Annotated in this window: 22 protein-coding genes; 5 read left to right on the plus strand and 17 right to left on the minus strand. The window is 69.0% G+C overall.

The genetic code is table 11. The annotated features are described in order from the left end of the window. The coding region (locus ACFTZB_RS24410) for a LysR family transcriptional regulator (RefSeq protein ID WP_378434866.1) at nucleotides 1–798 on the plus strand (798 nt) is incomplete at its 5' end. Here the strand turns inward: ACFTZB_RS24410 and ACFTZB_RS24415 are convergent. The 4 genes from ACFTZB_RS24415 to ACFTZB_RS24430 form a co-directional block, all read right to left on the minus strand. Next, entirely contained in the window at nucleotides 786–1,400 is a 615-nt protein-coding gene (locus ACFTZB_RS24415) for a pyridoxamine 5'-phosphate oxidase family protein (RefSeq protein WP_378434868.1), read from the minus strand. The two genes, ACFTZB_RS24410 and ACFTZB_RS24415, sit on opposite strands and share 13 nt — an antisense overlap. Beyond that, nucleotides 1,397–2,770, minus strand: a complete 1,374-nt coding sequence (locus ACFTZB_RS24420) for an MFS transporter (RefSeq protein ID WP_378434870.1) — start codon at nucleotides 2,768–2,770, stop codon at nucleotides 1,397–1,399. Before ACFTZB_RS24420 ends, ACFTZB_RS24415 begins: the two co-directional genes overlap by 4 nt. Before the next feature lie 59 nt (nucleotides 2,771–2,829). Continuing rightward, nucleotides 2,830–3,819, minus strand: coding sequence for an NAD(P)H-dependent flavin oxidoreductase (locus ACFTZB_RS24425; RefSeq protein WP_378434872.1), 990 nt, complete (start codon nucleotides 3,817–3,819; stop codon nucleotides 2,830–2,832). Nucleotides 3,820–4,065: 246 nt separating this feature from the next. Beyond that, nucleotides 4,066–4,806 (minus strand): biotin/lipoate A/B protein ligase family protein, encoded by a 741-nt coding sequence (locus ACFTZB_RS24430; RefSeq protein ID WP_378434874.1) that lies wholly within the window; start codon nucleotides 4,804–4,806, stop codon nucleotides 4,066–4,068. 206 nt (nucleotides 4,807–5,012) lie between these two features. On the opposite strand from ACFTZB_RS24430, the gene ACFTZB_RS24435 reads away from it, so the two are divergent. After that, entirely contained in the window at nucleotides 5,013–5,450 is a 438-nt protein-coding gene (locus tag ACFTZB_RS24435; protein WP_378434876.1) for a cupin domain-containing protein, read from the plus strand. Nucleotides 5,451–5,464: 14 nt separating this feature from the next. Here the strand turns inward: ACFTZB_RS24435 and ACFTZB_RS24440 are convergent, their stop codons facing one another. Genes ACFTZB_RS24440 through ACFTZB_RS24455 form a run of 4 tightly spaced genes read right to left on the minus strand, consistent with a single transcriptional unit; the run spans nucleotide 5,465 to nucleotide 8,965 of the window. Further along, nucleotides 5,465–6,211: a cobalt-precorrin-6A reductase gene (locus tag ACFTZB_RS24440; RefSeq protein ID WP_378434878.1), complete on the minus strand. Its 747-nt coding sequence runs from the start codon at nucleotides 6,209–6,211 to the stop codon at nucleotides 5,465–5,467. Between the two features lie 2 nt (nucleotides 6,212–6,213). Beyond that, complete coding sequence (gene cobM, locus ACFTZB_RS24445; RefSeq protein ID WP_378434880.1) at nucleotides 6,214–6,963, minus strand: precorrin-4 C(11)-methyltransferase; 750 nt, start codon at nucleotides 6,961–6,963, stop codon at nucleotides 6,214–6,216. Next, nucleotides 6,960–8,195, minus strand: a complete 1,236-nt coding sequence (gene cbiE / locus ACFTZB_RS24450) for a precorrin-6y C5,15-methyltransferase (decarboxylating) subunit CbiE (RefSeq protein ID WP_378434883.1) — start codon at nucleotides 8,193–8,195, stop codon at nucleotides 6,960–6,962. Before cbiE ends, cobM begins: the two co-directional genes overlap by 4 nt. Beyond that, the gene (locus ACFTZB_RS24455) at nucleotides 8,192–8,965 is read right to left on the minus strand and encodes an SDR family NAD(P)-dependent oxidoreductase (protein WP_087556967.1); all 774 of its coding nucleotides are present in this window, start codon (nucleotides 8,963–8,965) and stop codon (nucleotides 8,192–8,194) included. The genes cbiE and ACFTZB_RS24455 overlap by 4 nt, the downstream gene beginning before the upstream one ends. A gap of 30 nt (nucleotides 8,966–8,995) precedes the next feature. Here ACFTZB_RS24455 and ACFTZB_RS24460 point away from each other — a divergent pair, with 30 nt between their 5' ends. Then, a complete protein-coding gene (locus tag ACFTZB_RS24460) occupies nucleotides 8,996–9,409 on the plus strand; it encodes a TIGR03618 family F420-dependent PPOX class oxidoreductase (RefSeq protein WP_012687822.1) in 414 nt (137 codons plus the stop codon). Here ACFTZB_RS24460 and ACFTZB_RS24465 read toward each other — a convergent pair. Together ACFTZB_RS24465 and ACFTZB_RS24470 are read right to left on the minus strand one after the other, a co-directional pair. Next, nucleotides 9,369–10,127 carry a polyprenol monophosphomannose synthase gene (locus ACFTZB_RS24465; protein ID WP_378434887.1) on the minus strand — a complete coding sequence of 253 codons (759 nt, stop codon included), beginning with the start codon at nucleotides 10,125–10,127 and terminating at the stop codon, nucleotides 9,369–9,371. The genes ACFTZB_RS24460 and ACFTZB_RS24465 overlap by 41 nt on opposite strands. Before the next feature lie 128 nt (nucleotides 10,128–10,255). Continuing rightward, nucleotides 10,256–11,395, minus strand: a complete 1,140-nt coding sequence (locus ACFTZB_RS24470; RefSeq protein WP_378434889.1) for a M24 family metallopeptidase — start codon at nucleotides 11,393–11,395, stop codon at nucleotides 10,256–10,258. Between the two features lie 36 nt (nucleotides 11,396–11,431). On the opposite strand from ACFTZB_RS24470, the gene ACFTZB_RS24475 reads away from it, so the two are divergent. Then, entirely contained in the window at nucleotides 11,432–12,388 is a 957-nt protein-coding gene (locus ACFTZB_RS24475) for a 5'-3' exonuclease (RefSeq protein WP_095863686.1), read from the plus strand. A gap of 16 nt (nucleotides 12,389–12,404) precedes the next feature. Here ACFTZB_RS24475 and ACFTZB_RS24480 read toward each other — a convergent pair whose 3' ends face one another. From ACFTZB_RS24480 to pafA, 7 genes are all read right to left on the minus strand, one after another. Further along, nucleotides 12,405–13,091 (minus strand): DUF4333 domain-containing protein, encoded by a 687-nt coding sequence (locus tag ACFTZB_RS24480; RefSeq protein ID WP_072941705.1) that lies wholly within the window; start codon nucleotides 13,089–13,091, stop codon nucleotides 12,405–12,407. A gap of 102 nt (nucleotides 13,092–13,193) precedes the next feature. Further along, the gene (locus ACFTZB_RS24485) at nucleotides 13,194–15,929 is read right to left on the minus strand and encodes a DEAD/DEAH box helicase (protein WP_378434902.1); all 2,736 of its coding nucleotides are present in this window, start codon (nucleotides 15,927–15,929) and stop codon (nucleotides 13,194–13,196) included. Between the two features lie 18 nt (nucleotides 15,930–15,947). Continuing rightward, nucleotides 15,948–16,985: a twin-arginine translocase subunit TatC gene (tatC, locus tag ACFTZB_RS24490; protein WP_378434892.1), complete on the minus strand. Its 1,038-nt coding sequence runs from the start codon at nucleotides 16,983–16,985 to the stop codon at nucleotides 15,948–15,950. Nucleotides 16,986–17,056: 71 nt separating this feature from the next. Next, complete coding sequence (tatA, locus tag ACFTZB_RS24495; protein WP_378434894.1) at nucleotides 17,057–17,353, minus strand: Sec-independent protein translocase subunit TatA; 297 nt, start codon at nucleotides 17,351–17,353, stop codon at nucleotides 17,057–17,059. Between the two features lie 159 nt (nucleotides 17,354–17,512). After that, a complete protein-coding gene (locus ACFTZB_RS24500) occupies nucleotides 17,513–18,493 on the minus strand; it encodes a helix-turn-helix transcriptional regulator (RefSeq protein WP_378434896.1) in 981 nt (326 codons plus the stop codon). Next, nucleotides 18,490–19,482: a helix-turn-helix transcriptional regulator gene (locus ACFTZB_RS24505; RefSeq protein ID WP_378434898.1), complete on the minus strand. Its 993-nt coding sequence runs from the start codon at nucleotides 19,480–19,482 to the stop codon at nucleotides 18,490–18,492. Before ACFTZB_RS24505 ends, ACFTZB_RS24500 begins: the two co-directional genes overlap by 4 nt. 47 nt (nucleotides 19,483–19,529) lie before the next feature. After that, nucleotides 19,530–20,888, minus strand: coding sequence for a Pup--protein ligase (gene pafA / locus ACFTZB_RS24510; RefSeq protein WP_012687833.1), 1,359 nt, complete (start codon nucleotides 20,886–20,888; stop codon nucleotides 19,530–19,532). A gap of 76 nt (nucleotides 20,889–20,964) precedes the next feature. On the opposite strand from pafA, the gene ACFTZB_RS24515 reads away from it, so the two are divergent. After that, nucleotides 20,965–22,279 (plus strand): phosphatase PAP2 family protein (locus tag ACFTZB_RS24515; protein ID WP_378434900.1); only part of this gene is annotated, 1,315 nt, incomplete at its 3' end.

Below are 22,279 nucleotides of genomic sequence, written 5' to 3' on the forward strand. Positions count from 1 at the left end.
ACCGCGCTCCACATCACGCAACCGGCGCTGACCCGAACGGTGCAGCAACTCGAGGCCTCGCTCGGCGTGCGGTTGTTCGACCGGACCTCGCGTGCGCTCGCCCTCACCGAGGACGGCGCCGGGTTCGTCGAGAAGGTGCGCGTCATCCTCGGTGATCTCGATTCCGCGGTGGCGCTGTACACCACCCGAACCCTCGCCCTGGGCTTCAGTTGGCTCCTCCCCGATCCGTGGGCGCAGCAGGTGATCGACGACGTCGAGAGGAACTCCCGCGCCACTGTGGTTCCGCGTCGCTGCGACGACCCCATCGCCGCACTGAACAACGCCACCGTGGACGCAGCTGTCGTCCGCCGGGACGTCCCGGGCGACGAGTTCGTGCAGCATCCGCTGTTCGAGGAGCAGCGGATCGCGGCGGTCTCGACGGCGTCGCCTCTCGCGACCCGCGAGTCCATCGACTGGGCGGAGTTCGGGACGCTTCCCCTGGTCATCAACACCCTCAGCGGCACCACGTCCGAGGATCTGTGGCCGAACCACGACGGCCCGGTGGTGACGTGCTCGAACTTCGACGAGTGGCTCGAACTGATCGCCGCGGATCGCGGTGTGGGCACGGTTCCGGAAGTCGCCCGCAGGCGCGTGAACCACCGCAACGTCCGGTTCGTCCCGCTGGTCGGTGCGCCGCCCGCGGTCGTGAGGTTCGTGTACCGCCGCAACCGGGTGACACCGCTGCTGCGGGTGTTGCGGGACGCCGCGATCCGCAACTCTCCCCCACCCGGCGGCGCCACCGTCCGTCAACGGCGCTGACCGTCACCGCCGCCACGCAGTTGCGCGATCTCCCGCTCCAGTTCGGCATTACGGGATTTCAGGATATCGATTTGGTCCTGCAATCCCTTGCGGGCCAACGTCAGCGATTCCCGCATTCGCGCCTCGCCGTACTTCGGGGGAATGTGCTTCGCGCAGTTCCGGTCCAGCGCTTCGACGTGGACGACGAGCGCGCGGTCGCAGCCGGCGTTCACGACCCCGTCAGGCGTGGTGAGAAGCCTGGCGACGAGATCCGGATCGTCGGCACGCTCGACGACCTCGGCCCGTCCGTAAACCTTGACTCTGGTGCGGGTGGGATAGTCGATGAAGAAGAGAGCCACCGCGTCGTTCTCGTCGAGGTTGCCGATCGTGACGAACTGCAGATTTCCCGGGTAGTCCGCGAGCGCAATCGTCGAGGGATCGAGCACGTGCACGAAGCCGGGCGGTCCGCCCCGGTGTTGGATGTACGGCCACCCGGAGGGCGTCACGGTCGCGAGAAAGAACGAATCGGTGGCACGGATCAGTGCAGTGACGCGGGTGTCCACTTCGCCGGGTCGGCCTGGGCCGTTCGCCTGCGACCGCCCATACCGGGCCGGGTGTCTCATGACGAGTACTCAGAATCGATCTGCTTCCACGCCCGCCGGACTATCGGGCTGTCCACTCCCCGCCGCAACGTCAGCACGAACACCATTGCTGTGACCGCGGTGACCGCGACGGGATAGATCAGTCCGGCGAGGACGTTTCCGGTCGCGGTGTTGAGCGAGAGCGCCACCAGAGGGGTGAAGCCACCGAACACGCCGGTCCCGATGTGGTAGGCCAGGGACAGTCCGGTGTAGCGGATCTGCGGTGGGAACAACTCGGACAGGAAGGCCGCCGTGGGCCCGTAGATCATGGTGACGAAGACGACCTGGATCGTCAGTGCCAGGGCCATCTGGAACTGGTCGCCGTGGACGGCGGCGTGTCGAATCCACGCGAACAGCGGAAGGTAGCCGGCTGCCGACAAGACCAGTCCGCACAGGATGATCCGGGTCCGCCCGTGCTTGTCGGACAGCTTGCCGAAGAGGACGAAGAACGGTGTCGCAATGACCAGTGCGATCCCGACGGAGACATTGGCTGTGAGGAAGTCGATCTTCAATATCGTCTGCAGGAAGTACAGCGTGTAGAACTGGCTCGTGTACCAGGCGACCCCCAGACCAGCCGTCACCCCGAAGACCACGACGAGGAGCAACGCAAAGGACGGCTTGTGCGCGACGGCATCCTTGATCGGGGAACGCGAGAGGTTGCCGGTCCGTCGCATCTCCTCGAACACCGGCGACTCGTGCATCTTCATGCGGATCTTCAGCGAGAAGAGCACCAGGACCGCGGACAGGAGGAACGGGATCCGCCAGCCCCACGAGTTGAATGCCTCCTCGCCCAACCCGACCCGGCAGAGCACGATGACGCCGATCGACAGCAGCAGACCGCCGGTCGCGGTGGTTTGGAGAACACTCGTGAGGGCTCCGCGTTTCTTCGAAGGCGAGTTCTCCGCGATGTAGACGACGGCACCCCCGTACTCACCGCCGATCGCGAGACCCTGCAGCAGCCGCAATGTCACCAGCAGTATCGGCGCCAGGATTCCGATGTGGTCGTAGGTGGGCATCAGTCCGAGCATCGTGGTGGCGCCGCCCATGATGAGCAGGGTGGTCAAGAACGTCTTCTTACGTCCGACCCGGTCCCCCATTCTGCCGAACACGATTGCGCCGATGGGGCGTACGACGAAGCCCGTTCCGAAGGCGGCAATCGTGACGAGTAGTGCTGCGGTTCCGTTTCCTTCGGGAAAGAACATCCCTGAGAACACGACGGCGAGACTGCCGTAGATGTAGAAGTCGTACCATTCGATCAACGTTCCGACGCTGGACGCGGTGATGATCTTGCGAAGACTGCTCTTCGCTCCACCGCTCGCAAGAGCAGGTGGTGAAACGGACTGGCTGGTCATGGGGAATCCTTCTGGGGGACGCGCGGGGTGAGGGTTTGCGAGGTCGCACCGATCGGGCGCTAGGAGCCGATCGCCGCCAGGTCGTGGGAAGTGCGGCCCAGGATCGAGCAGGCCGTGCCGACCATCTCGTCGATGATCGACGCGACGGTGTCGACACGATCGATCTGTCCGACGACCTCACCGACGATCAGATTCGCGACGTCGTAGTCCTCGGCCTTCACCGCAGCCACGAATTGCGCCTGCCTCTCCCGGAGCCCGCCCCGCAGGCCCGGCTCGTCGCCGTGCCACCGCCGAAGGAAGTCGTTGTGCAGGACTCGCCCCGTGTACCGAGTCGGCCAGGGCTTCTCGCGCACGATGTCGAAGGCGCTCTGCCTGATCGTGTCGTCACCACCCGCCGACAGCGCGCGGTGCTGGGCGGCACGCGGAATCGCCGCCTCCTCCGCCGCCCAGAACCTGGTCCCGACGAGGGCGCCGTCGGCTCCGAGCGCGAGCGCGGCTGCCAGGCCCCGGCCGTCGCCGATTCCACCGGCCGCCAGCAGCATCACGTCCGGCGCCTCCCGCCGAAGGACATCGGCGATCTCGGGCACCAGCGTGAACGTCGATCGTGCCCCCGTCCCGTGGCCGCCCGCCTCTCCGCCCTGAGCAGCGACGACGCTCGCCCCCACCTCGACCGCCCGGCGCGCCTGGTCGACATCGTGCACCTGGCAGATCAGCGGGATTCCCGCGGCACGGATCGCAGGCGCATGCGGCGCCGGGTCGGCGAAGGAGAGAAAGATCGCCGCAGGCCGGTAGCCGATCGTCTTCTCGAGGAGCCGCGGTTGCCGCGCCATGGACCACGTGATGAAGCCACAACCGACCGCGCCGGTAGGCACGTGGTCGAACTGATCGCGCAACCAGGCCTCGTCGCCGTATCCGCCGCCGATGAGTCCCAGCCCACCGGCCTCGGCCACGGCGGTGGCCAATCGCCAATCGGAGACGTAGTCCATCGGTGCAAGGACTACCGGGTGTTCGATTCCGAATTTCTCGGTCAGACGGTTCTGCAGACTCATGCTGGGCTCCTCCACACATTTCCGACGTGTCGCCGTGTTGTCCACGTGCTGCACGTCACACCGGACGGCTTTGCGACAACGCTAGAAGCAGGCAGAAGTGGGGTCCAACGGTTTGTACCGAACCCTGCGTTCTCCGGAACAGAACGCTCGAGAAGCCGCTGGCGGCGCACGGCGGGGTCACGAAACCCACTGCTCTGCAACAGTTAACGTGTGGCTCGTACAGGAAGCCCCGATTTCCGGGGCCGATCACGCCACGTGTGCGTCGCGCAGGTTCGCGGCCTCCGCGAGGAGGTCGGGGTCTGCGGTCAGTTCGTGGACTGCGCCGATCTCGGCGAGGATCGCGGCCCGAACCTGTTCGAGACCGAGAGCCGGGTTCAGGTCGGTGAGGGACGCCGCCGTGGCGGGGTCGAACTCCAACTCGAGGGCGGAGTTGACATCGGCGAGCACCGCCCGCACGGGATCCGGATCGGCGACCACGAGTTCGAAGCCGAAAAGCCACGCGCCGGCGACGATTCGCTGCGCGGTCCCCGCCAACTTGACGCGGCCCCCACCGTTCACCGTCCAATCACCGGGGCAGTACTCACCGGGAACCGGTCCGATGAGAGCATCGACGCCGAGCGTCCTCAGTACGGCGACGATCCTCGGGGTGAGGCGCTGGAAGCGGGGCCGGGCCCCGACGATGCCCTCCGTGTCCGGGGAGACGATCTCCACGACGAGGGTCTGCTCGTGGTATGCCGCAGCCCGACCGCCCGCGCCCCGCACGACGGGCGTGAACCCGTGGTGCCGCGCCGCCGCGGCCGCAGCCGGAAACTGCGGCCGAACAGCGTCCAGCCGCCCGAACGACAGTGTCCGCGCGGGACTGTAGATCCGCACCAGCCCAGAGGCATTCGGGTCTCGCCCCGTGCGCCGCAGCAGCGCCGAGGCAAACGCCGCATCCATCACGGGATCATCCGGAAAATGCGTGGTCAGCAACTGCTCGATCGTCATACCCGTCCCGCCGTTCCGCTCCGCAATACTTCAGACGTCACCACTATCGTGTCGCCGAGTCTCCGACCTAGTCTGCACGCCGATCGGATTTCGCGGATATCCCCTCGGCCGCACGGTCCGTGGCCCTACCCTGGACACGCCGTAATGCACTCCCCCTGGACGCCTGCGCGCAGTGTGCAGGGCCAGCGCGCCGAGAGGTCGTCACGATGCTCCTCAGATCGAGTGTGGTCGTCTTGTCCTGTGCCGTCGCCGCGGCGCTGTCCGCCTCCCCCGCCCAGGCCACGCCGTCTTCGGGGGTGACCGCACAGATTCTGTTCGAGACGACGGTGCCGGCGGTCGCCGGAAGTTCGGCGGGCACGGATCTGACGCTACGGCGCATCGAGATCGCCCCCGGCGGCACGACGGGGTGGCACTACCACGACGGCCCGGTGTACGCCTTCGTCGAATCGGGTGTGCTGACGCGCACGCTGCAGGACTGCACGACCGCGGTGACGACCGCCGGTCAGGCGATCACCGAGGATCACGGCAGCGATCACGTCCACGAGGGTTCCAATCTGGGTACGGAACCGCTGGTCCTGCTCGCGTTCTACACCGAACCGGAGGGCAAGCCCCTGTCCGAGGATGCGCCGGCACCGGCCTGCTGACCGGACCGGCCGGGTCATCGTCGCGTGAGCGTGCCGACCCAGGCGATGGCTCCCGCGACGTCGTCGACCGTTTCCGTCGCCGGCGGCAACGGCGGACGGCGGATCATCAGTACCGGGATGCCCAGCGCGCGTGCCGCGTCCAGTTTCGCGTCGGTCTGACCGCCTCCGCTGTTCTTGGTGACGAGGACGTCGATGCGGTGCTCACGCATCAGTGCGGACTCGTCGGCGACCGCGAACGGCCCGCGGGCCAGGAGCAGGGTCGAGTGCGGCGGCATCGCTACGTCGGGCGGATCGATCGCGCGGACCAGGAACCACAGTGCCTGCAGGTCCGCGAACGCATCGACGCCCTGCCTGCCGATGGTGAGAAAGACCCTCGTTCCCAGATCGGGCAGCAGTTCGGCGGCGTCGGCGAGGTCCGCGGCGCCGTGCCAATGTTCACCCGGACGCGGCGACCACTCGGGGCGACGGAGAACCACCAGCGGGATGCCGCGACGGTGCGCGGCATCGGCGGCGTTGCGCGTGATCTGCGCCGCGAACGGGTGCGTCGCGTCCACGATCGCGTCGACGGGATGCGCGCGCAGCCACTCCGCGAGGCCGTCCGCTCCCCCGAAACCGCCGATCCGCACGTCACCGACGGGCAGGCGCGGGTCACGGACCCGGCCGGCGAGGGAGGACACGGCCTCGACACCCGGAACGTCCGCGAGCGCCGCCGCGAGCACGCGGGCCTCCCCGGTTCCGCCGAGGATCAGGATCCGCGTCACGCTCAGTGGGTGGTGCGCTCGCGAGTGGCGGAATACAGGTAGCTGTCCGGAAACCCTTCGGCAGCAAGCACTCTACCGACGATCACCACGGCGGTCTTCGTGACGCCCGCCGCCTTCACCTGATCGGCGATGGTGGCCAGGGTGCCGCGCAGCACGACCTCGTCGGGACGCGACGCGAACGCGACGACAGCGGCCGGACAGTCGCGGCCGTAGTTCTCGGTGAGTTCTTCGGCGATCTGATCGATCCGGTGCGCACCCAGGTGCACCACCATCGTGGCGCCGCTGCGGCCGAGGGAACGCAGGTCCTCACCCTCCGGCATCGCGGTCGACAGGGTGGACACGCGGGTCAGCACGATCGACTGCGAGACACCGGGAACGGTCAGTTCCCGCCCCAGCGACGCCGCCGCCGCGGTGAACGCGGGAACCCCGGGCACCACCTGGTACGCGACCCCGGCGGATTCGAGCCGGCGGACCTGTTCGGCGACGGCACTGAAGATCGACGGGTCACCCGAATGCAGTCGCGCGACGTCCTGACCGGCCGCGTCGGCCTCGATCAGCAAGGCGACGATCTCGTCGAGACTCAGACGCGCCGTGTCGATCACCCGCGCCCCCTCGGGGCATTCCGCCAGGAGTTCCTGCGGGACGAGGCTGCCCGCGTACAGGCAGACCGGGCTGGCCGCGATGATCCGCTGCGCGCGGACCGTGATCAGGTCGGCCGCACCGGGACCGGCTCCGATGAAGTACACCGTCATGCCACAACACCTTTCGACTGCTTCGTCACCGACCACTGCGCCACCGGCAGTTGCGGCCGCCACGCGGTGAACCCACCGAGAGGCTCGCCCCGGTACACCTGAAATTTGCGGAGCTGCCCGCCGCAGTGCGAGAACCACTGCAGCAGGAGCGCTTCCGATTCCGCCGTCACCGCGTTGGCTACCATCCGGCCACCGACCCGGAGCCGGGACCAGCACTCGTCCAGCAGACCGTCCTGGGTGACGCCACCGCCGACGAAGATCGCGTCCGGAGCGGACAGGTCGGCGGGCACGTCCCCGAAGGCCACGGGTGCGTCGCCGAACACCGCGAGGGACGGCACCCCGAGCGCTGCGGCGTTCGACGTGATCTGGTCGACGCGTGCCGCGCTGCGCTCGAAAGTCACTGCCCGGCAAAGAGGGTGGGTGCGCATCCATTCGATCGCGATCGTGCCCGATCCGCCTCCCACGTCCCACAGCACCTCCCCCGCCGCGGGTGCGAGGGCGCACAGCGTCAGGGCGCGGACCTCGTGTTTGGTCATCTGCCCGTCACCGGTGAACGCGGCATCCGGCAGTCCCGGCAGCCGGGTCAGCCGGAGGGCGCCGGACTCGGCGCGGCAGTCGATCGCGATCACGTTCAGCCGGGGCCCCGGCTCGTGCGACCACGCCGACGCCGTTCCATCGAGCCTCGACTCGCCGGGTCCGCCCAGTTCGCCGAGCACGGTGAGGCGCGACGGTCCGAATCCTCGTTCCGTCAGGAGTTCGGCCACGGCCGCGGGGGTGTGCTCGTCGCGGCTCAGGACCAGCAATCGCGTCCGATCGCCGAGTGCCGGCACGAGCGTGTCCACGGGCCGGTTCACGAGACTGACCACCGGTGTGTCGTGCGCCGCCCAGCCCAGGCGGGCGCAGGCCAGGGTGGCGGACGACGGATGCGGGATCACCCGCACCCGGTCCGCGCCGAGAAGGTCGACGAGGGTGACACCGATGCCGTGGAACATCGGGTCTCCGCTGGCCAGCACGCAGACCCGCCGGCCGTGATGCTGCTCGAACAGGCCGGGCAGCGCCGGGACGAGCGGCGACGGCCAGGCCACCCGCACCGCAGGCGACTCGGGAATCAGGGCGAGTTGGCGCCCCGAACCCATCACGACGTCGGCGGCCTCGATCTCGCGCCGTGCAGACGGCGACAGACCGTCCCACCCGTCGGCACCGATCCCGACGACGACGATCGGGTCGGTCATCGCGGCATCCGGCGCCAGATCGCCTGCGGCAGCAGTCGCATGACGAAGAACACCGGTCGCAACCGTCCCGGCACCCACACTCGGCCTGCGCCGCGGCGCAGGCCCCGCACGACCGCGTCCGCGACCTGCCCGGGCGTGCTCGACATCGGCGCGGGCGACATTCCCTCGGTCATCCGGCCGATCACGAAGCCGGATCGCACGAGCAGCAGGGACACACCACTGCCGTGGAGGGCGTCACCCAGACCGGACGCGAACCCGTCCAGGCCGGCCTTCGCCGACCCGTAGACGTAGTTGGCGCGGCGCACCCGGACACCCGCGACGGACGAGAACACCACGATCCGTCCCGACCGCTGCTCCCGGAGCAGGGTGGCGAGGTGGGTGAGCACAGAGACCTGCGCGACGTAGTCGGTGTGGACCACGGCGACGGCGTGCCGTGCGTCCCGCTCGGCGCGCGCCTGGTCACCCAGAATGCCGAACGCCAGCACCGCCACCGACAGCGGGCCGTGGGCGTCGACGACGGATCTCAGCAGCTTTTCGTGGCTGTCGAGGTCGTCGGCGTCGAATTCCACGCAGTCCACCGCGGACGCGCCCGCATCGAGCAGCGCCTGCCGCTCCGCGGCGAGTTCGGTGCTGCGACGGGCGGCGAGGACGATCGTGCGGCCGGGCGCGAGCCGGGAGGCGATCTCGAGGCCGATCTCGCTGCGACCACCGAGCAGGAGTACCACCCCGTCGTCGGGCTTTCCGCTGTTCTTCTTCGATCCCAGGCTCACCCGTCCAGTGTCCTGGATTACCGTCGGGGGATGGACCGCACCCCCTCCACCCCGATCCGCCTGCCCGACGCGGCGCTCGCCTTCCTCGGCGAATACCACCTCGGGACGCTCACCACGCTCCGCAAGAACGGCACCCCGCACGTCGTCGCCGTCGGCTTCACCTGGGATCAGGAGCACGGGCTGGCACGGGTCATCACCAACGGCTCCTCGCAGAAGGCCCTCAACGCCGAACGCGGAGGGTACGGCGCGGTCAGCCAGGTGGACGGACCGCGCTGGATGACGCTCGAAGGTCCCGCCCGGGTCCTCACCGACCCCGAATCCGTCGCCGACGCCGTGGCCCGCTACGCCGCGAGGTACCGCCAGCCCCGGGTGAACCCGACACGGGTGGTCGTGGAGATCGCCGTCAGCCGCGTACTCGGCTCGGCTGCGCTGCGTCACGACTGAACCGCAGCTTCCACGGGACCCGCGCCGACTCGAGTTGCACCGCGAGGCTCATCTTGGACACGCCGTCGGTGCGTTCCTCGAACCGGATCGGGACCTCGGCGATCGTCATGCCGCGTTGCACCACCCGGTAGTTCATCTCCACCTGGAACGCGTACCCGTTGCTCTGCACACCCTCGACGTCGATGGCCCGCAGCGTGTCCGCGTGCCACGCCTTGAAGCCGGCGGTGGCGTCCTTGACCCGCAACCGCAGGATCGCGTTGACGTAGAAGTTCGCCCACGCCGACAGCGCCTTGCGGTGCCAGGGCCAGTCGCTGGCGACCGCGCCGCCCGCCACGTAGCGGGAGCCGAGCACGACGGCCGCATCCGTCGTCGTCAGCGTCTCCACCATCCGCGGGATGGCCTCGGTGGGGTGCGACAGGTCGGCGTCCATCTGGATCACGATGTCCGCGCCCTCGGACAGCGCCCGCGTCATGCCGGCGACGTAGGCCCGCCCGAGGCCGTCCTTCACGGTCCGGTGCAGCACACCGACCGGGATCGGACCGCTCTGCGCGAGCCTGTCGGCGACCTCACCGGTGCCGTCCGGCGAGTTGTCGTCGACGACCAGCACGTGCAGGTTCGGGATGGCCAACGCCGCGAGAAGCTCGACGATCTTGGGCAGGTTGTCGCGTTCGTTGTAGGTCGGGACGACGACGGTTACCTTCGGGGCGACGCTTTCCATGACACCTTCGGTTGATCTGTGATCCCGACTCTCCGCGGACGTGCAGCGGCGAGTGCGGTCGTGAACAAATGGGAGATGTTACTACCCGCGCCGCACCGCCCCGCACACTCCCGCTCCCCCCGGCGTGCTCAGCCCGGCAGAACCGTCAGCCCGTGCGGCCGGGTGTTGACCGGCTCACAGCCGTCCGCGGTCACGATGACGATGTCCTCGATCCGGGCACCCCACTCCCCACGGAAGTAGATTCCCGGTTCCACGCTGAAGGCCATCCCCTCGGTCAGTGCGATCGCGTTACCCGAGACGATGTACGGCTCCTCGTGCACCGACAGACCGATTCCGTGCCCGGTCCGGTGCACGAACACCTCGGCGAGACCCTGCGCGGCCAGCAGGTCCCTGGCGGCCGCGTCGACCGCCTCGGCGGTGACGCCGGGACGCACCAGGGCGACCGCCGCCGCCTGCGCCTGCTCGAGCACCGCGAACTTCCCGGCGACACCCGGATCGGGTTCACCCATGCTGTACGTGCGGGTGGAGTCGGAGTTGTAACCAGGTTCGACGGGTCCACCGATGTCGATGACCACGACGTCACCCGACTCGACGACCCGCTCGGACACCTCGTGGTGCGGGTCGGCGCCGTGCGGTCCCGAGCCGACGATGACGAACGCCGCCTCGGTGTGCCCCTCCTCGAGGATCGCGGCCGTGATGTCGGCCGCCACCTCGGCCTCGGTGCGGCCGACCTTCAGGAACTCCCCCATCCGGGCGTGGACCCGGTCGATGGCCTGACCGGCCCGGCGCAACGCGTCGATCTCCGCGTCGTCCTTGACCATCCGCAGCTCCCGCAGCACGTCGGTCGCCAGGACCGGCAGCGCCCCGAGCGCCTCCGACAACGGAATCAGGTGCAGCGCCGGCATCGCATCCGTGACGGCGGTCCGCGCCGGAGACGGCAGCAAACCCGACACCAGCGCGTACGGGTCGACCCCGTCCACCCAGTCGCGGACCGTCAGACCCAGTTCGGACGTGGCGGATTCGGTGAGCGCCGCCAGTTCGAGCCGCGGCACGACCACGGACGCAGTGTCGCCGTTCGCCGGAATCACCAGGCAGGTGAGCCGTTCGAACGACTCCGCGCGCGAACCCAGCAGATACCGCAGATCGGGCCCGGGCGTGATGAGGAGGCCGTCGAGTCCGGCATCGCGGGCCAGGGCGCCTGCGCGCGCGATCCGGTCGGCATAGATGGTCGTCGGGAAACGTGAAGTCGATGCGCCGAGGGAACTCATGGCTTCAGGCTAAACCGGTTTGGCAGGATGAGGGTCATGACAGGGCCTCTGCTTCTCCTCGACGGTGCCAGCCTGTGGTTTCGCGCGTACTACGCGCTACCCGACTCGATCACCTCACCCGACGGTCGATCCGTCAACGCAGTGCGCGGATTCACCGACATGGTGGCCGCACTGATCACCAAGCACCAGCCGTCCCGGCTCGCGGTGTGCCTCGACCTGGACTGGCGGCCCGCGTTCCGCGTCGAAGCGGTGCCCACCTACAAGGCGCACCGGGTGGCCGAGGACACCGGCGGGGCCGAGGAAGAGGTCCCCGACACCCTCTCGCCACAGGTCCCGATGATCCTGGATGTCCTGGCCGCCACCGGAATCGCGACCGCAGGCGCGGAAGGCCTCGAAGCCGACGACGTCCTCGGCACCCTCGCCGCCACCGAGACCCGCGACCCGGTCGTCGTCGTCACCGGCGACCGCGACCTCCTGCAGGTCGTCACGGACGACCCGGTGCCCGTGCGGGTGCTGTACGTGGTGCGCGGACTCGCCAAGGCAGAGTTGCTCGGGCCCGAAGAGGTGGCAGCCAAGTACGGGGTGCCCACCGACCGGGCCGGCGAGGCCTACGCCGAACTCGCGCTGCTGCGCGGCGACTCGTCCGACGGACTGCCGGGCGTGAAGGGTATCGGCGAGAAAACCGCGTCCAGCCTGATCATGCAATACGGATCGCTCGCCGCACTGCGGGCCGCGGCCGTCGATCCCGAATCGGACATGGCGAAGGGTGCGCGCGCGAAGTTCGCCGCCGCGGCCGACTATCTCGACGCGGCACTGCCGGTGGTGCGGGTGGTGCGCGACGCGGACGTCGAACTGTCCCGCGAAGACACGCTGCCCGCCGAACCGGTCGACGCGGACCGGCTCGGCAGGCTGGCGGACGAACTCGGAATCGAGAACTCCGTGGGACGCCTCACGACGGCGATGAAAAAGGTGGCCGCCGCGCGGGTTCCGTGACGGCCGAGTGAGCCGCCTAGCTGGGGCGGCTCACCTCGTACGTGCCCTTGTCGTCGGTGAAGGTGAGAGTGACCTGCTTCTTCTCACCGTCGACGGTGAGGCTGCACGTGAAACTGTTGCCCTTCTTCACTTCCTGACCCGAGGGGCAGGTGACACCGGACACGTTCTCGGCGCCGTACGAATCGGTGACGATGCGCTCGACACCGTCCTCCGCCGCCTTCTGATCGAGGGTGTCCGTGCCGAACACCGTGAACGCGAGCACCAGGGCGATACCGACGATCACCAGCAGCGCCACCACACCGCCGATGATCAACGGCAGCTTCGACTTCCCCGACGACGGCGGCTGCCCCCACTGCTGCTGACCGGGCGCCGGTCCCCACTGCTGCGGCTGACCCGGCTGCTGACCCCACTGCGGCTGCCCGGGCTGCTGCGGCTGCTGACCCCACTGCCCCGGGCCCGGCTGTCCGAGCTGACCGGGTTGCGGCTGCTGACCCCACTGGGGCTGCCCCGGCTGCTGACCCCACTGCGGCTGCCCGGGCTGCTGCGGCTGACCCGGTTGCTGACCCCACGGCTGGGCGGGCGGCTGCTGACCGTACTGAGGCGCACCGTACTGGCCGCCGGTCTGGTCAGGATTGCCCTGGCCCGGTTGCTGTCCCTGGGCCCATTGCCCGTTCGGGTCGTTCGGTCCGTAAGGGCCGCTCATCGTCGCCTCCCGCTCACGTGTCAAGTTTTGTACCTACCGTAACGCCCCACCATCGGATTCGGGCCTTCGGACGGCGTGCGAATCCAACCACACGGCGTGGGGTCACGCAGCATCCACGGCGACGACGCCGCGACGGATCGCCGCGACCGCACGACCTGCGGCCTTGCCGACCTCCGGATCGGGCGACGTCGACCGGACCTGTTCGAGGAGGTCGATCACCTGCCTGCACCACCGCACGAAGTCGCCGGCAGACAGTGCGCGTCCCTGGTCTCCCGCCGCGATCAGCGCCTCGACGAGCGAATTGTCGCTCGCCCAGTGGTAGATCGCCGCGGCGAAGCCGAAGTCCGGCTCACGGGTGGGCGGCAACTTGTGCCGGATCTCGTCCGCCCGCAGTTCCCTCCACACCCGCACGGTCTCGTCGAGGGCGTGCCGCAGCGCTCCCGGACCGCCGCTCTCGACGGTGTCCCCCTCGCGGCGCGATTCGAAGATCACCGCGGACGCGACGGCTGCGAGTTCCGCGGGCCCGAGTCCCTTCCACACACCCTGCCGGAGGCACTCGGCCACCAAGAGATCGCTCTCACAATAGATCCGGCTCAACCGGGTGCCGTGCTCGGTGGCATCGGGGTGCTCCCCCTCCGACACGTAGTCGCGTTCGGCGAGCAGCGACAGGATCCGATCGAACGTGCGCGCCAACGAGTTCGTCGTGGCGGCGGCCTTCTGCCGCATCGTCTCCGTCTCGCGGGCCAGCCGGTTGTAGCGCTCACCGATGCGGCTCAATTGCTCGCGGTCGGGCCAGCTATGGCACGGATGCTGCCTGATCGCGCGCCGCAGCCGCGCGATCTCGGCGTCGTCGGCGGCCGCACCCGACTTCTTCCGCTTCCGGCGGCCCGGCGCGATGATTCCGGTGCTGCGCAACGCCGATGCCAGATCGCGTCGCACCCGGGCGGTGTGGTGGTCGAAGCGTCGCGGCAACCGCATCGAGCCCAAAGACCGTGCCGGCTCGGGGAAGTCGCCTGCCGACACCCGGCCGGCCCACTTCGCCTCGGTGAGGATCAACGGCTTCGGGTCCGTCGGGTCCCGGTCCGGTTCCAGCACCACCGCCAGACCGGAGTGCCGTCCCACGGGGATCGCGATCACGTCGCCGCGCCGCAGTGCGACGAGCGACGCGACGGCGGCGTCCCGGCGCTCGGTCCGGCCCGCCCGTTCGAGTGACCGTTCCCGGCTGCTCAGTTCCTCCCGCAGCCGCGCGTATTCGAAGTACTCGCCGTCCTCGCCGCCGAGGCGTTCGCGGAGCGTGGTGAGCGCGGCCTCGTTGCGCTCGATACCGCGCGTCAGGCCGACCACCGACCGGTCGGCCTGGAACTGGGCGAACGACCGCTCCAGAAGGGCCCGCGATTCTGCCGCACCCATGCGGTCGACCAGATTGATCGTCATGTTGTAGCCGGGACGGAACGAACTGCGCAGCGGAAACGTGCGGGTGGACGCCAGCCCGGCGACGTCCACCGGTTCCACTCCCGGTTGCCACAGGACCACGGCGTGGCCCTCGATGTCGATGCCGCGACGTCCCGCCCGGCCCGTGAGCTGCGTGTACTCCCCCGGGGTGAGTTCGGCGTGGGCCTCACCGTTGTATTTGACGAGGCGTTCGAGAACGACCGTGCGGGCGGGCATGTTGATGCCCAGTGCCAGCGTCTCGGTGGCGAACACGGCCCGGACCAGACCCTTGACGAACAACTCCTCGACCGTCTGCCGGAACGCCGGCAACATTCCCGCGTGGTGCGCGGCGAGACCACGCTCGAGCGCCTTGCGCCATTCCCAGTACCCGAGGACCTCCAGATCGGCCTTCGGCAGTTCGCCGGTGTGGGCGTCGACGATGGTCCGGATCTCGGCGACCTGCTCCGGCGTCGTCAGATCGAGCCGCGATCGCAGGCATTGCGCCAGCGCGGCATCGCACCCGGCCCGGCTGAAGATGAACGTGATCGCCGGAAGGAGTCCTTCGTCGTCGAGGCGGGAGATCACCTCCGGCCGGGGCAGCGGCCGGAAATCGCTGGAGTACCCGCGACTGCCGCCGCGTCTCCCCCTGCCCCGCGGCTCCCACGAGTCGGCCCGCTCGAGGGCCTGACGCTGCTTGACGTGACGCACCAGATCCTGGTCGACCACCAGATCCTTGCGGGCGTCCCCGCTGCGCGCCCTCGTGTCGAACAGGTCGAACAGCCGCTTTCCGACCATGATGTGCTGCCACAGCGGGATCGGGCGGTTCTCGTCGACCACCACGGTGGTGTCGCCGCGCACCGTCTCCATCCACGCACCGAACTCCTCGGCGTTGCTGACGGTCGCCGACAGACTGACGAGCCGGACGTCCTCGGACAGGTGCAGGATCACCTCTTCCCACACCGCCCCACGGAACCGGTCGGCCAGGAAGTGCACCTCGTCCATGACGACGTGCGACAACCCGCGCAGCGCCGCCGAATCGGCGTACAACATGTTCCGCAGCACCTCGGTGGTCATCACGACCACCGGGGCGTCCGAGTTGATGCTCGAATCTCCGGTCAGCAGCCCCACGGTGTCCTTGCCGTACCGGCGCACCAGTTCCGCGTACTTCTGATTGCTCAGCGCCTTGATCGGCGTCGTGTAGAAGCACTTGCGGCCGGCTGCGAGCGCCAGGTGCACGGCGAATTCGCCGACCACCGTCTTTCCCGCGCCGGTCGGGGCGCAGACGAGGACGCCGTGGCCGCCCTCGAGCGCGCGGCAGGCGTTGATCTGGAAGGGGTCGAGCACGAAGCCGAGCTGCGCCGAGAACACATCGAGTTCGGTGCCGCCGGTCGTGTCACCTGTTGTCACTGCCACCCCGTCAGATTGTCACAGGGTGTCGGAGAAGTCCTGACCCGGTGTGTTGCTGCCGGTCGTGCTCGCCTCGTCGTTCTTGTTCGCGGCACCGGACTTGCCGGACTTGCGGGAACGACGGAACCGGCCCGCGGGCTCGGGGACCGCGGCGGCCACGTCGAACGACTCGTCCAGGTTCGACGGCGCCGCGATCGTCGACGCCTCGTCGTCGTCGAGGGCACCCCACTCCTGCTCCGTACGGCGAGCCTTGCGGCGGTCGTTGATGCGGGCGATCTGCACGGCGATCTCGAACAGCAGGGTCAACGCGAACGCGAGCGCGAGCATCGAGAACGGGTCCTGACCGGGCGTGGCGATCGCGGCGAACACGAACAGGGCGAAGATCAGGCCGCGGCGCCACGCCTTGAGCTTCGCGTAGGGCAGGATGCCGACGAAGTTCAGGGCGACGATGAGCAGCGGGATCTCGAAGCTGACGCCGAAGATGATCAGCAGGTTGATGATGAACCCGAAGTATTCTGCGCCGCCGAGGGCGGTGATCTGGACGTTGTCGCCGATCGTCAACAGGAAGTGCAGCGCCTTCGCGACGACCACGTACGCCAGGACGGCACCGGCCATGAACAGCGCCGCGCCGGACACCACGAAGCCGATCGCGTAGCGGCGTTCCTTGGAGTACAGGCCGGGGGTGATGAACGCCCACAGCTGGTACAACCAGATGGGGCAGGCGAGGACGACGCCCGCCGTGAGCGCGACCTTGAAGCGGAGCATGAACTGCTCGAACGGTCCGGTCGCGAGGAGACGGCACGACCCGTCGTTGCTCAGGTCGGCGCGGCTCGACTCCGGCAGCGAACAGTACGGCCCCCGCAGGAGCTCGCCGAGACTCTCGATGCCGAAGATCTCGTGGGAGTACCAGAAGAAGCCCACCGCGGTGGTGACCACGATGGCCAGCACCGACAGGAGCAGTCGCGTGCGCAGTTCGTAGAGGTGATCGACCAACGACATGGTGCCGTCGGGGTTGGTCCTCCGCTTGCTGTGGCGCGGATCGAACGGAATTCGCACTGTTGTTCGCCCTAGTCTTGGTCAGCAGTCAACCGGGGTGACGAGTCACCCCGGTTGTCAGGCGGCTCGGGCTACGCCGACTTGGGCTCGGTGTGCTGCGACTGCGGCTGCACCGGCGCCGGCGGGGTGACCGGTGTGGTGGTGGTGTCCGCCACGGGCAGCTCGGCGGGTGCGCTCTGCGCGGGGGGCGCACTCTGCGCGGTGGGCGCCGGCGTGCTGTTGTCGTTCTGCATCTCCTTGACCTCGCTCTTGAAGATGCGGAGCGAACGGCCGAGTCCACGAGCCGCATCGGGCAGCTTCTTGGAACCGAACAGGATGACGACGACCAGCGCGACGATGGCCCAGTGCCAGGGGCTCATGGCTCCCATGATGAAACCTCCAAAGATCAGGTGACCCCGATGCTACCGGACATACACGGCACCGGTTCGGTCGAAACCGGCTAGTTGCGCTGCCGTTTCCCTGCCGGTTTCCTGGGTGCCCGCTGGGAGCGCAGATCGGCGAGCAGAGCCTCGCCGGACCCTTGCCGCTCACGCCTCGACGGCCTCGTACGCGGACAGCGCCTCCACGGCCCGGCGGCGCACCTCGTCGACCAGTTCGGGCGGTTCGAGCACGGTGATTCCGGAACCGAACCCGAGCACGAGCCGCGCCATCCACTCCAGCGCCCCGTAACTCATGGTCGCCTCGACCGAACCGTCGGCGGCGACCGTGGCGACATCCATCGGGTAGTAGTCGAGCACCCATACGCAGTCGGCGCCGATGTGCAGCCGTGCCTGGGGAAGGGACGCGTCGCCGCTGAACAACTCCAGATTGGAGTCCCGCACGAGTGCCTGCGCCGGCGGAGTGGACGGCTCGTCCAGTGCGGCGGCGGCGTCGATCCGGTCGAGACGGAACAGCCGGACCCCCTCGGCCTGCCGGCACCACGCCTGCAGATAGCTGTGGTTGTCGACCAGCACGATCCGCACCGGGTCCACGGTGCGCTCGGTGACCCGGTCCCGGGACGCCGAGTAGTACGTCAGGTGGAGAGCCCGCCGGCGATGGAGTGCGGACCGCACCGTGGCGGCGATGGGATCCTCCGCCACGTCCTCCCCCGCATCCCGCTCCGACGCCGGCGTCACCGCCGCACGGGCCGCCGCCGTCCCCGCGGCGTCCTCGATCTTCGCGATCGCACTGTGCGCCGCGGACGGGTCGACCATTCCCGGCATCTCCACCAGCGAACGCAGGGCAATCAGCAGGGCGGTCGCCTCGGTGGACGTCAACCGCAGCGGACGGTCGATGCCCGCCGAGAACGTCACCTCGATGCTCTCCTCGGAGAACGACAGGTCGATGAGGTCACCGGGTCCGTAGCCGGGCAGTCCGCACACCCACAGCTGGTTGAGGTCGGACATCAGCTGGGTGGTGGTGACGCCCAGTTCGGCGGCGGCCTCGGCAGCACTCATCCCGGGGTTCGCGATGAAATACGGCACCAGGTTGAGGAGCCGGGACAGTCGAGACGAGAGCCTGTTGCTCACCACGTCCCCCCTTCCCCCGCGGCGTCCTTCAGCTTGGTCAGTACGTCGTGTCGCAGTTCGGGCGGATCGAGCACCAGGGCGTCCGCCCCGTGGCCGGCGACCAGCCGCGCGATCCAGTCCCGGGAGTGGACGGGGATCCGGAGCACGGTGCCGCTGCGTTCGCTCACCCGCTTCTCCTCCGCCGTGGTCGCCAGTCGGCGCAGTTCCTGGGCTCGGCCCTCCGCCACCCACACGGTGGCGGTGCCGGTGACCGCGCCCGAACCGGTGACCCGGTCGACGATGTCGCGGAGATCGACGCCCGCGGGCTTGTGGACGACGCCCGACGGCCCGAACTCCGTCACGTCGTCGCCGATCCGCGACAGCCGGAACGTCCGGACGGCGCCCCGGTCTACGTCGTGACCGACCAGGTACCACCGGCCGTGCGCGGTGACGACACCCCACGGTTCCACGGTGCGTTCGGTGTACGGCTCGTTGAGAGCACCGCGGTGCGGGAAGTGGACGGCGCGGCCGGCGTCGACCGCCGCCAGCAGCTTGCCGAGCGCCGGTTCGGAGCCGCGGGTGCGCGCGGGTACCGCTGTGACCGGGGTGGCCGCCGAATCCGGATCCACCTGCACACCCGCCGCACGCAGCTTGAGAAGCGCCCCCTGCGCCGCGGACGTCAACTCCGGCGACTCCCACAACTGGACCGCCACCGCGACGGCCGCCGACTCCTCCTGGCTGAGGTCGATGTCGGGAAGCTCGTACGCATTGCGGTTGATCCGGTAGCCCTCGACGGTCGAGAAACGCGACGCCTGCCCGGTCTCGAGCGGAACACCGAGATCCCGCAACTCGTTCTTGTCGCGTTCGAACATGCGGCTGAACGCCTCGTCGCTGGCGGAGTCGGCGTACCCGGCAACGCTCTCGCGAATCTTCTCGGCGGTGAGGAACTGTCTGGTGGACAGCAAACAGATCACCAGGTTCATCAAGCGCTCGATCTTGGAAGTCGGCACGCCCGGAAGCCTAGTGGGTGAGCCCGTTACGGACTCCCCGAGCGCCGCTACATCGAGGCAATCAGCCGCTCCACCCGCTCGTCGACCGACCGGAACGGGTCCTTGCACAGCACGGTCCGCTGAGCCTGATCGTTGAGCTTGAGATGCACCCAGTCGACCGTGAAGTCGCGCCCGGCCTCCTGCGCGGCAGTGATGAACTCGCCGCGCAGCTTCGCCCGGGTGGTCTGCGGCGGAGTGTCCACCGCAGCCTCGATCGTCTCGTCCTCGGTGATCCGCTTCACCAGGCCCTTGCGCTGCAGCACGTCGAACACGCCGCGACCGCGTTTGATGTCGTGGTACGCCAGGTCGAGTTGCGCGATCTTCGGGTCGGCCAGTTCGAAGCCGTGCCGGTCCTGGTAGCGCTGGAACAGCTTGCGCTTGATCACCCAGTCGATCTCCGTGTCTACCTTCGCGAAGTCCTGCGTCTCGACGGCGTCCAGCATGCGGCCCCACAGGTCGACCACCTGCGTGACCTGCGGATCGGGGTCGCGGTTCTGCAGGTGTTCGACAGCCCGGGCGTGGTACTCGCGCTGGATGTCGAGGGCGCTGGCCTGCCTGCCGCCTGCGAGCCGCACGGGGCGGCGCCCGGTGACGTCGTGGCTGACCTCGCGGATGGCGCGGATCGGGTTGTCGAGCGCGAAGTCGCGGAACGACACCCCGGCCTCGATCATCTCGAGCACGAGCGCCGCCGTTCCCACCTTGAGCATCGTGGTGGACTCGGACATGTTCGAGTCGCCGACGATCACGTGCAGGCGGCGGTACTTCTCCGCGTCGGCGTGCGGCTCGTCACGGGTGTTGATGATGGGCCGCGACCGGGTGGTCGCCGAGGACACACCCTCCCAGATGTGCTCGGCGCGCTGCGACAGGCAGAACGTGGCCGCCTTCGGCGTCTGCAGCACCTTGCCGGCGCCACAGATCAGCTGCCGCGTCACCAGGAACGGGAGCAGCACGTCCGAGATCCGGGAGAATTCGCCGGCCCGCGCCACGAGGAAGTTCTCGTGACAGCCATACGAATTGCCCGCGGAGTCCGTGTTGTTCTTGAACAGGTAGATGTCGCCGCCGATGCCTTCCTCGGCGAGCCGCTGCTCGGCGTCGATCAGCAACTCCTCGAGGACGCGCTCACCCGCCCGGTCGTGGTTGACCAACTGGATGAGGTTGTCGCACTCGGCCGTCGCGTATTCGGGGTGCGAGCCGACGTCCAGGTACAGGCGGGCACCGTTCCGGAGGAACACGTTGGAGCTCCGGCCCCACGACACCACCCGCCGGAACAGGTAGCGCGCAACCTCGTCCGGGCTCAGTCGCCTGTGACCATGGAAGGTGCAGGTCACACCGAACTCTGTCTCAATTCCCATGATTCGTCGCTGCACACCTCGACATTACAACGCCGATCACCCGGCGGAGCGGGAAAACCGTCCGGCGACACTCCGCGCCTACGCTGAGACGGTGAACCCACACCTGCACCGCATCCACCGGGCCGACGAAATCGTGTTCGGCCGCAGCGCCGATCTGCGGCCCTCCGGGGTCGACCGGGCGATGCGCTTCCTCAGTCACGCCGCCGACAAGGGGGTCCTGTGGTGGTGCGTGGCGGCGCTGCTCGGTCTGATCGGCGGACGCGCCCGGCGCGGTGCCGTGCGTGGCCTGCTCTCCCTCGCGATGGCCAGCGGTCTGGCCAACGGCATCCTCAAACCGGTGTTCCCGCGGCGGCGCCCACCCGCCCGCGTGTGGACGAACGTGCTGCGCGGGGTGCCGATCCCCCGGTCCTCGTCCTTCCCGTCCGGACATTCGGCGTCGGCGGCGGCGTTCACCATGGGTGTCGCTCTGGAATCGCCCGCGGCCGGCGCCGCGCTCGCCCCCCTCGCGGCCGCGGTCGCGTACTCCCGGGTGCACAACGGCGTGCACTGGCCGTCGGACGTCCTCGTCGGGCTGATGCTGGGCGGGGCCGTCGCTTCGGGAACCCGCCGTTGGTGGGCGGTGCGCACCGAGGACCCGGCGGAACTGGGCCGCGCGGTCGACGCACCTGCGCTGCCGGGCGGCGAGGGCCTGCTCGTGCTGGTGAACCAGGAGTCCGGGCCGGACACCGTGGATCCCTCCGAGGAGATCGCGACCGCACTCCCGAAGGCGCACGTGCGTGCCCTCGACACCGACCACGATTTCGCCGAGCAACTCGACGCCTGGGTGGCCGAGACGAAGCCGCGTGCCCTCGGGGTGTGCGGTGGAGACGGGACCGTGGTCGCGGTGGCGTCCGCGGCGGCGCGGCATTCTCTGCCACTGGCGGTGTTCCCCGGCGGGACCCTCAATCACTTCGCGCGGGACGCCGGCGTCGCCGACATCTCGGACACGGTGAACGCCGTCGAGACCGGACGTGCGGTTCTCGTCGATCAGGCCGTCGTCCACACCGATGTCGAGGAACCCGCCCCGTTCCTCAACACCGCCAGTCTGGGTGGTTATCCCGACGCGGTGCGGCTGCGGGAGAAGTGGCAGCCCCGGTACGGGAAGTGGCCCGCGGCCTGTGCGGCGATGGTCCGGATTCTCTCCGCCGCAACACCGCTCGCCGTCACCATCGACGGCAGGCCCGTGAAGGTCTGGATGCTGTTCGTGGGGAACGGTCGGTATTCCCCCGGCGATCAGGTGCCGATGTCGCGTCCCGCCATCACCGGCGGACTGCTCGACGTCCGGTACGTGCGAGCCGACCGGCGGGCATCCCGGTCGCGGCTGCTGTTCGCTGCCGCGACCGGGACACTCGGAAACAGCCGGGTGT

It is taken from the genome of Rhodococcus sp. NPDC057014 (genome assembly GCF_042673295.1).
GTDB lineage: Bacteria > Actinomycetota > Actinomycetes > Mycobacteriales > Mycobacteriaceae > Rhodococcus_F.

Coding starts and splice junctions, on each gene's coding strand:
- ACFTZB_RS24475 (WP_095863686.1), top strand. CDS start 11,432: ATGACAGGGCCTCTGCTTCTCCTCGACGGTGCCAGCCTGTGGTTTCGC.
- ACFTZB_RS24465 (WP_378434887.1), bottom strand. CDS start 10,127: ATGGAAAGCGTCGCCCCGAAGGTAACCGTCGTCGTCCCGACCTACAAC.
- ACFTZB_RS24415 (WP_378434868.1), bottom strand. CDS start 1,400: ATGAGACACCCGGCCCGGTATGGGCGGTCGCAGGCGAACGGCCCAGGC.
- ACFTZB_RS24425 (WP_378434872.1), bottom strand. CDS start 3,819: ATGAGTCTGCAGAACCGTCTGACCGAGAAATTCGGAATCGAACACCCG.
- cobM (WP_378434880.1), bottom strand. CDS start 6,963: ATGACGGTGTACTTCATCGGAGCCGGTCCCGGTGCGGCCGACCTGATC.
- ACFTZB_RS24430 (WP_378434874.1), bottom strand. CDS start 4,806: ATGACGATCGAGCAGTTGCTGACCACGCATTTTCCGGATGATCCCGTG.
- ACFTZB_RS24460 (WP_012687822.1), top strand. CDS start 8,996: ATGGACCGCACCCCCTCCACCCCGATCCGCCTGCCCGACGCGGCGCTC.
- tatA (WP_378434894.1), bottom strand. CDS start 17,353: ATGGGAGCCATGAGCCCCTGGCACTGGGCCATCGTCGCGCTGGTCGTC.
- cbiE (WP_378434883.1), bottom strand. CDS start 8,195: ATGACCGACCCGATCGTCGTCGTCGGGATCGGTGCCGACGGGTGGGAC.
- ACFTZB_RS24420 (WP_378434870.1), bottom strand. CDS start 2,770: ATGACCAGCCAGTCCGTTTCACCACCTGCTCTTGCGAGCGGTGGAGCG.
- ACFTZB_RS24470 (WP_378434889.1), bottom strand. CDS start 11,395: ATGAGTTCCCTCGGCGCATCGACTTCACGTTTCCCGACGACCATCTAT.
- ACFTZB_RS24480 (WP_072941705.1), bottom strand. CDS start 13,091: ATGAGCGGCCCTTACGGACCGAACGACCCGAACGGGCAATGGGCCCAG.
- ACFTZB_RS24435 (WP_378434876.1), top strand. CDS start 5,013: ATGCTCCTCAGATCGAGTGTGGTCGTCTTGTCCTGTGCCGTCGCCGCG.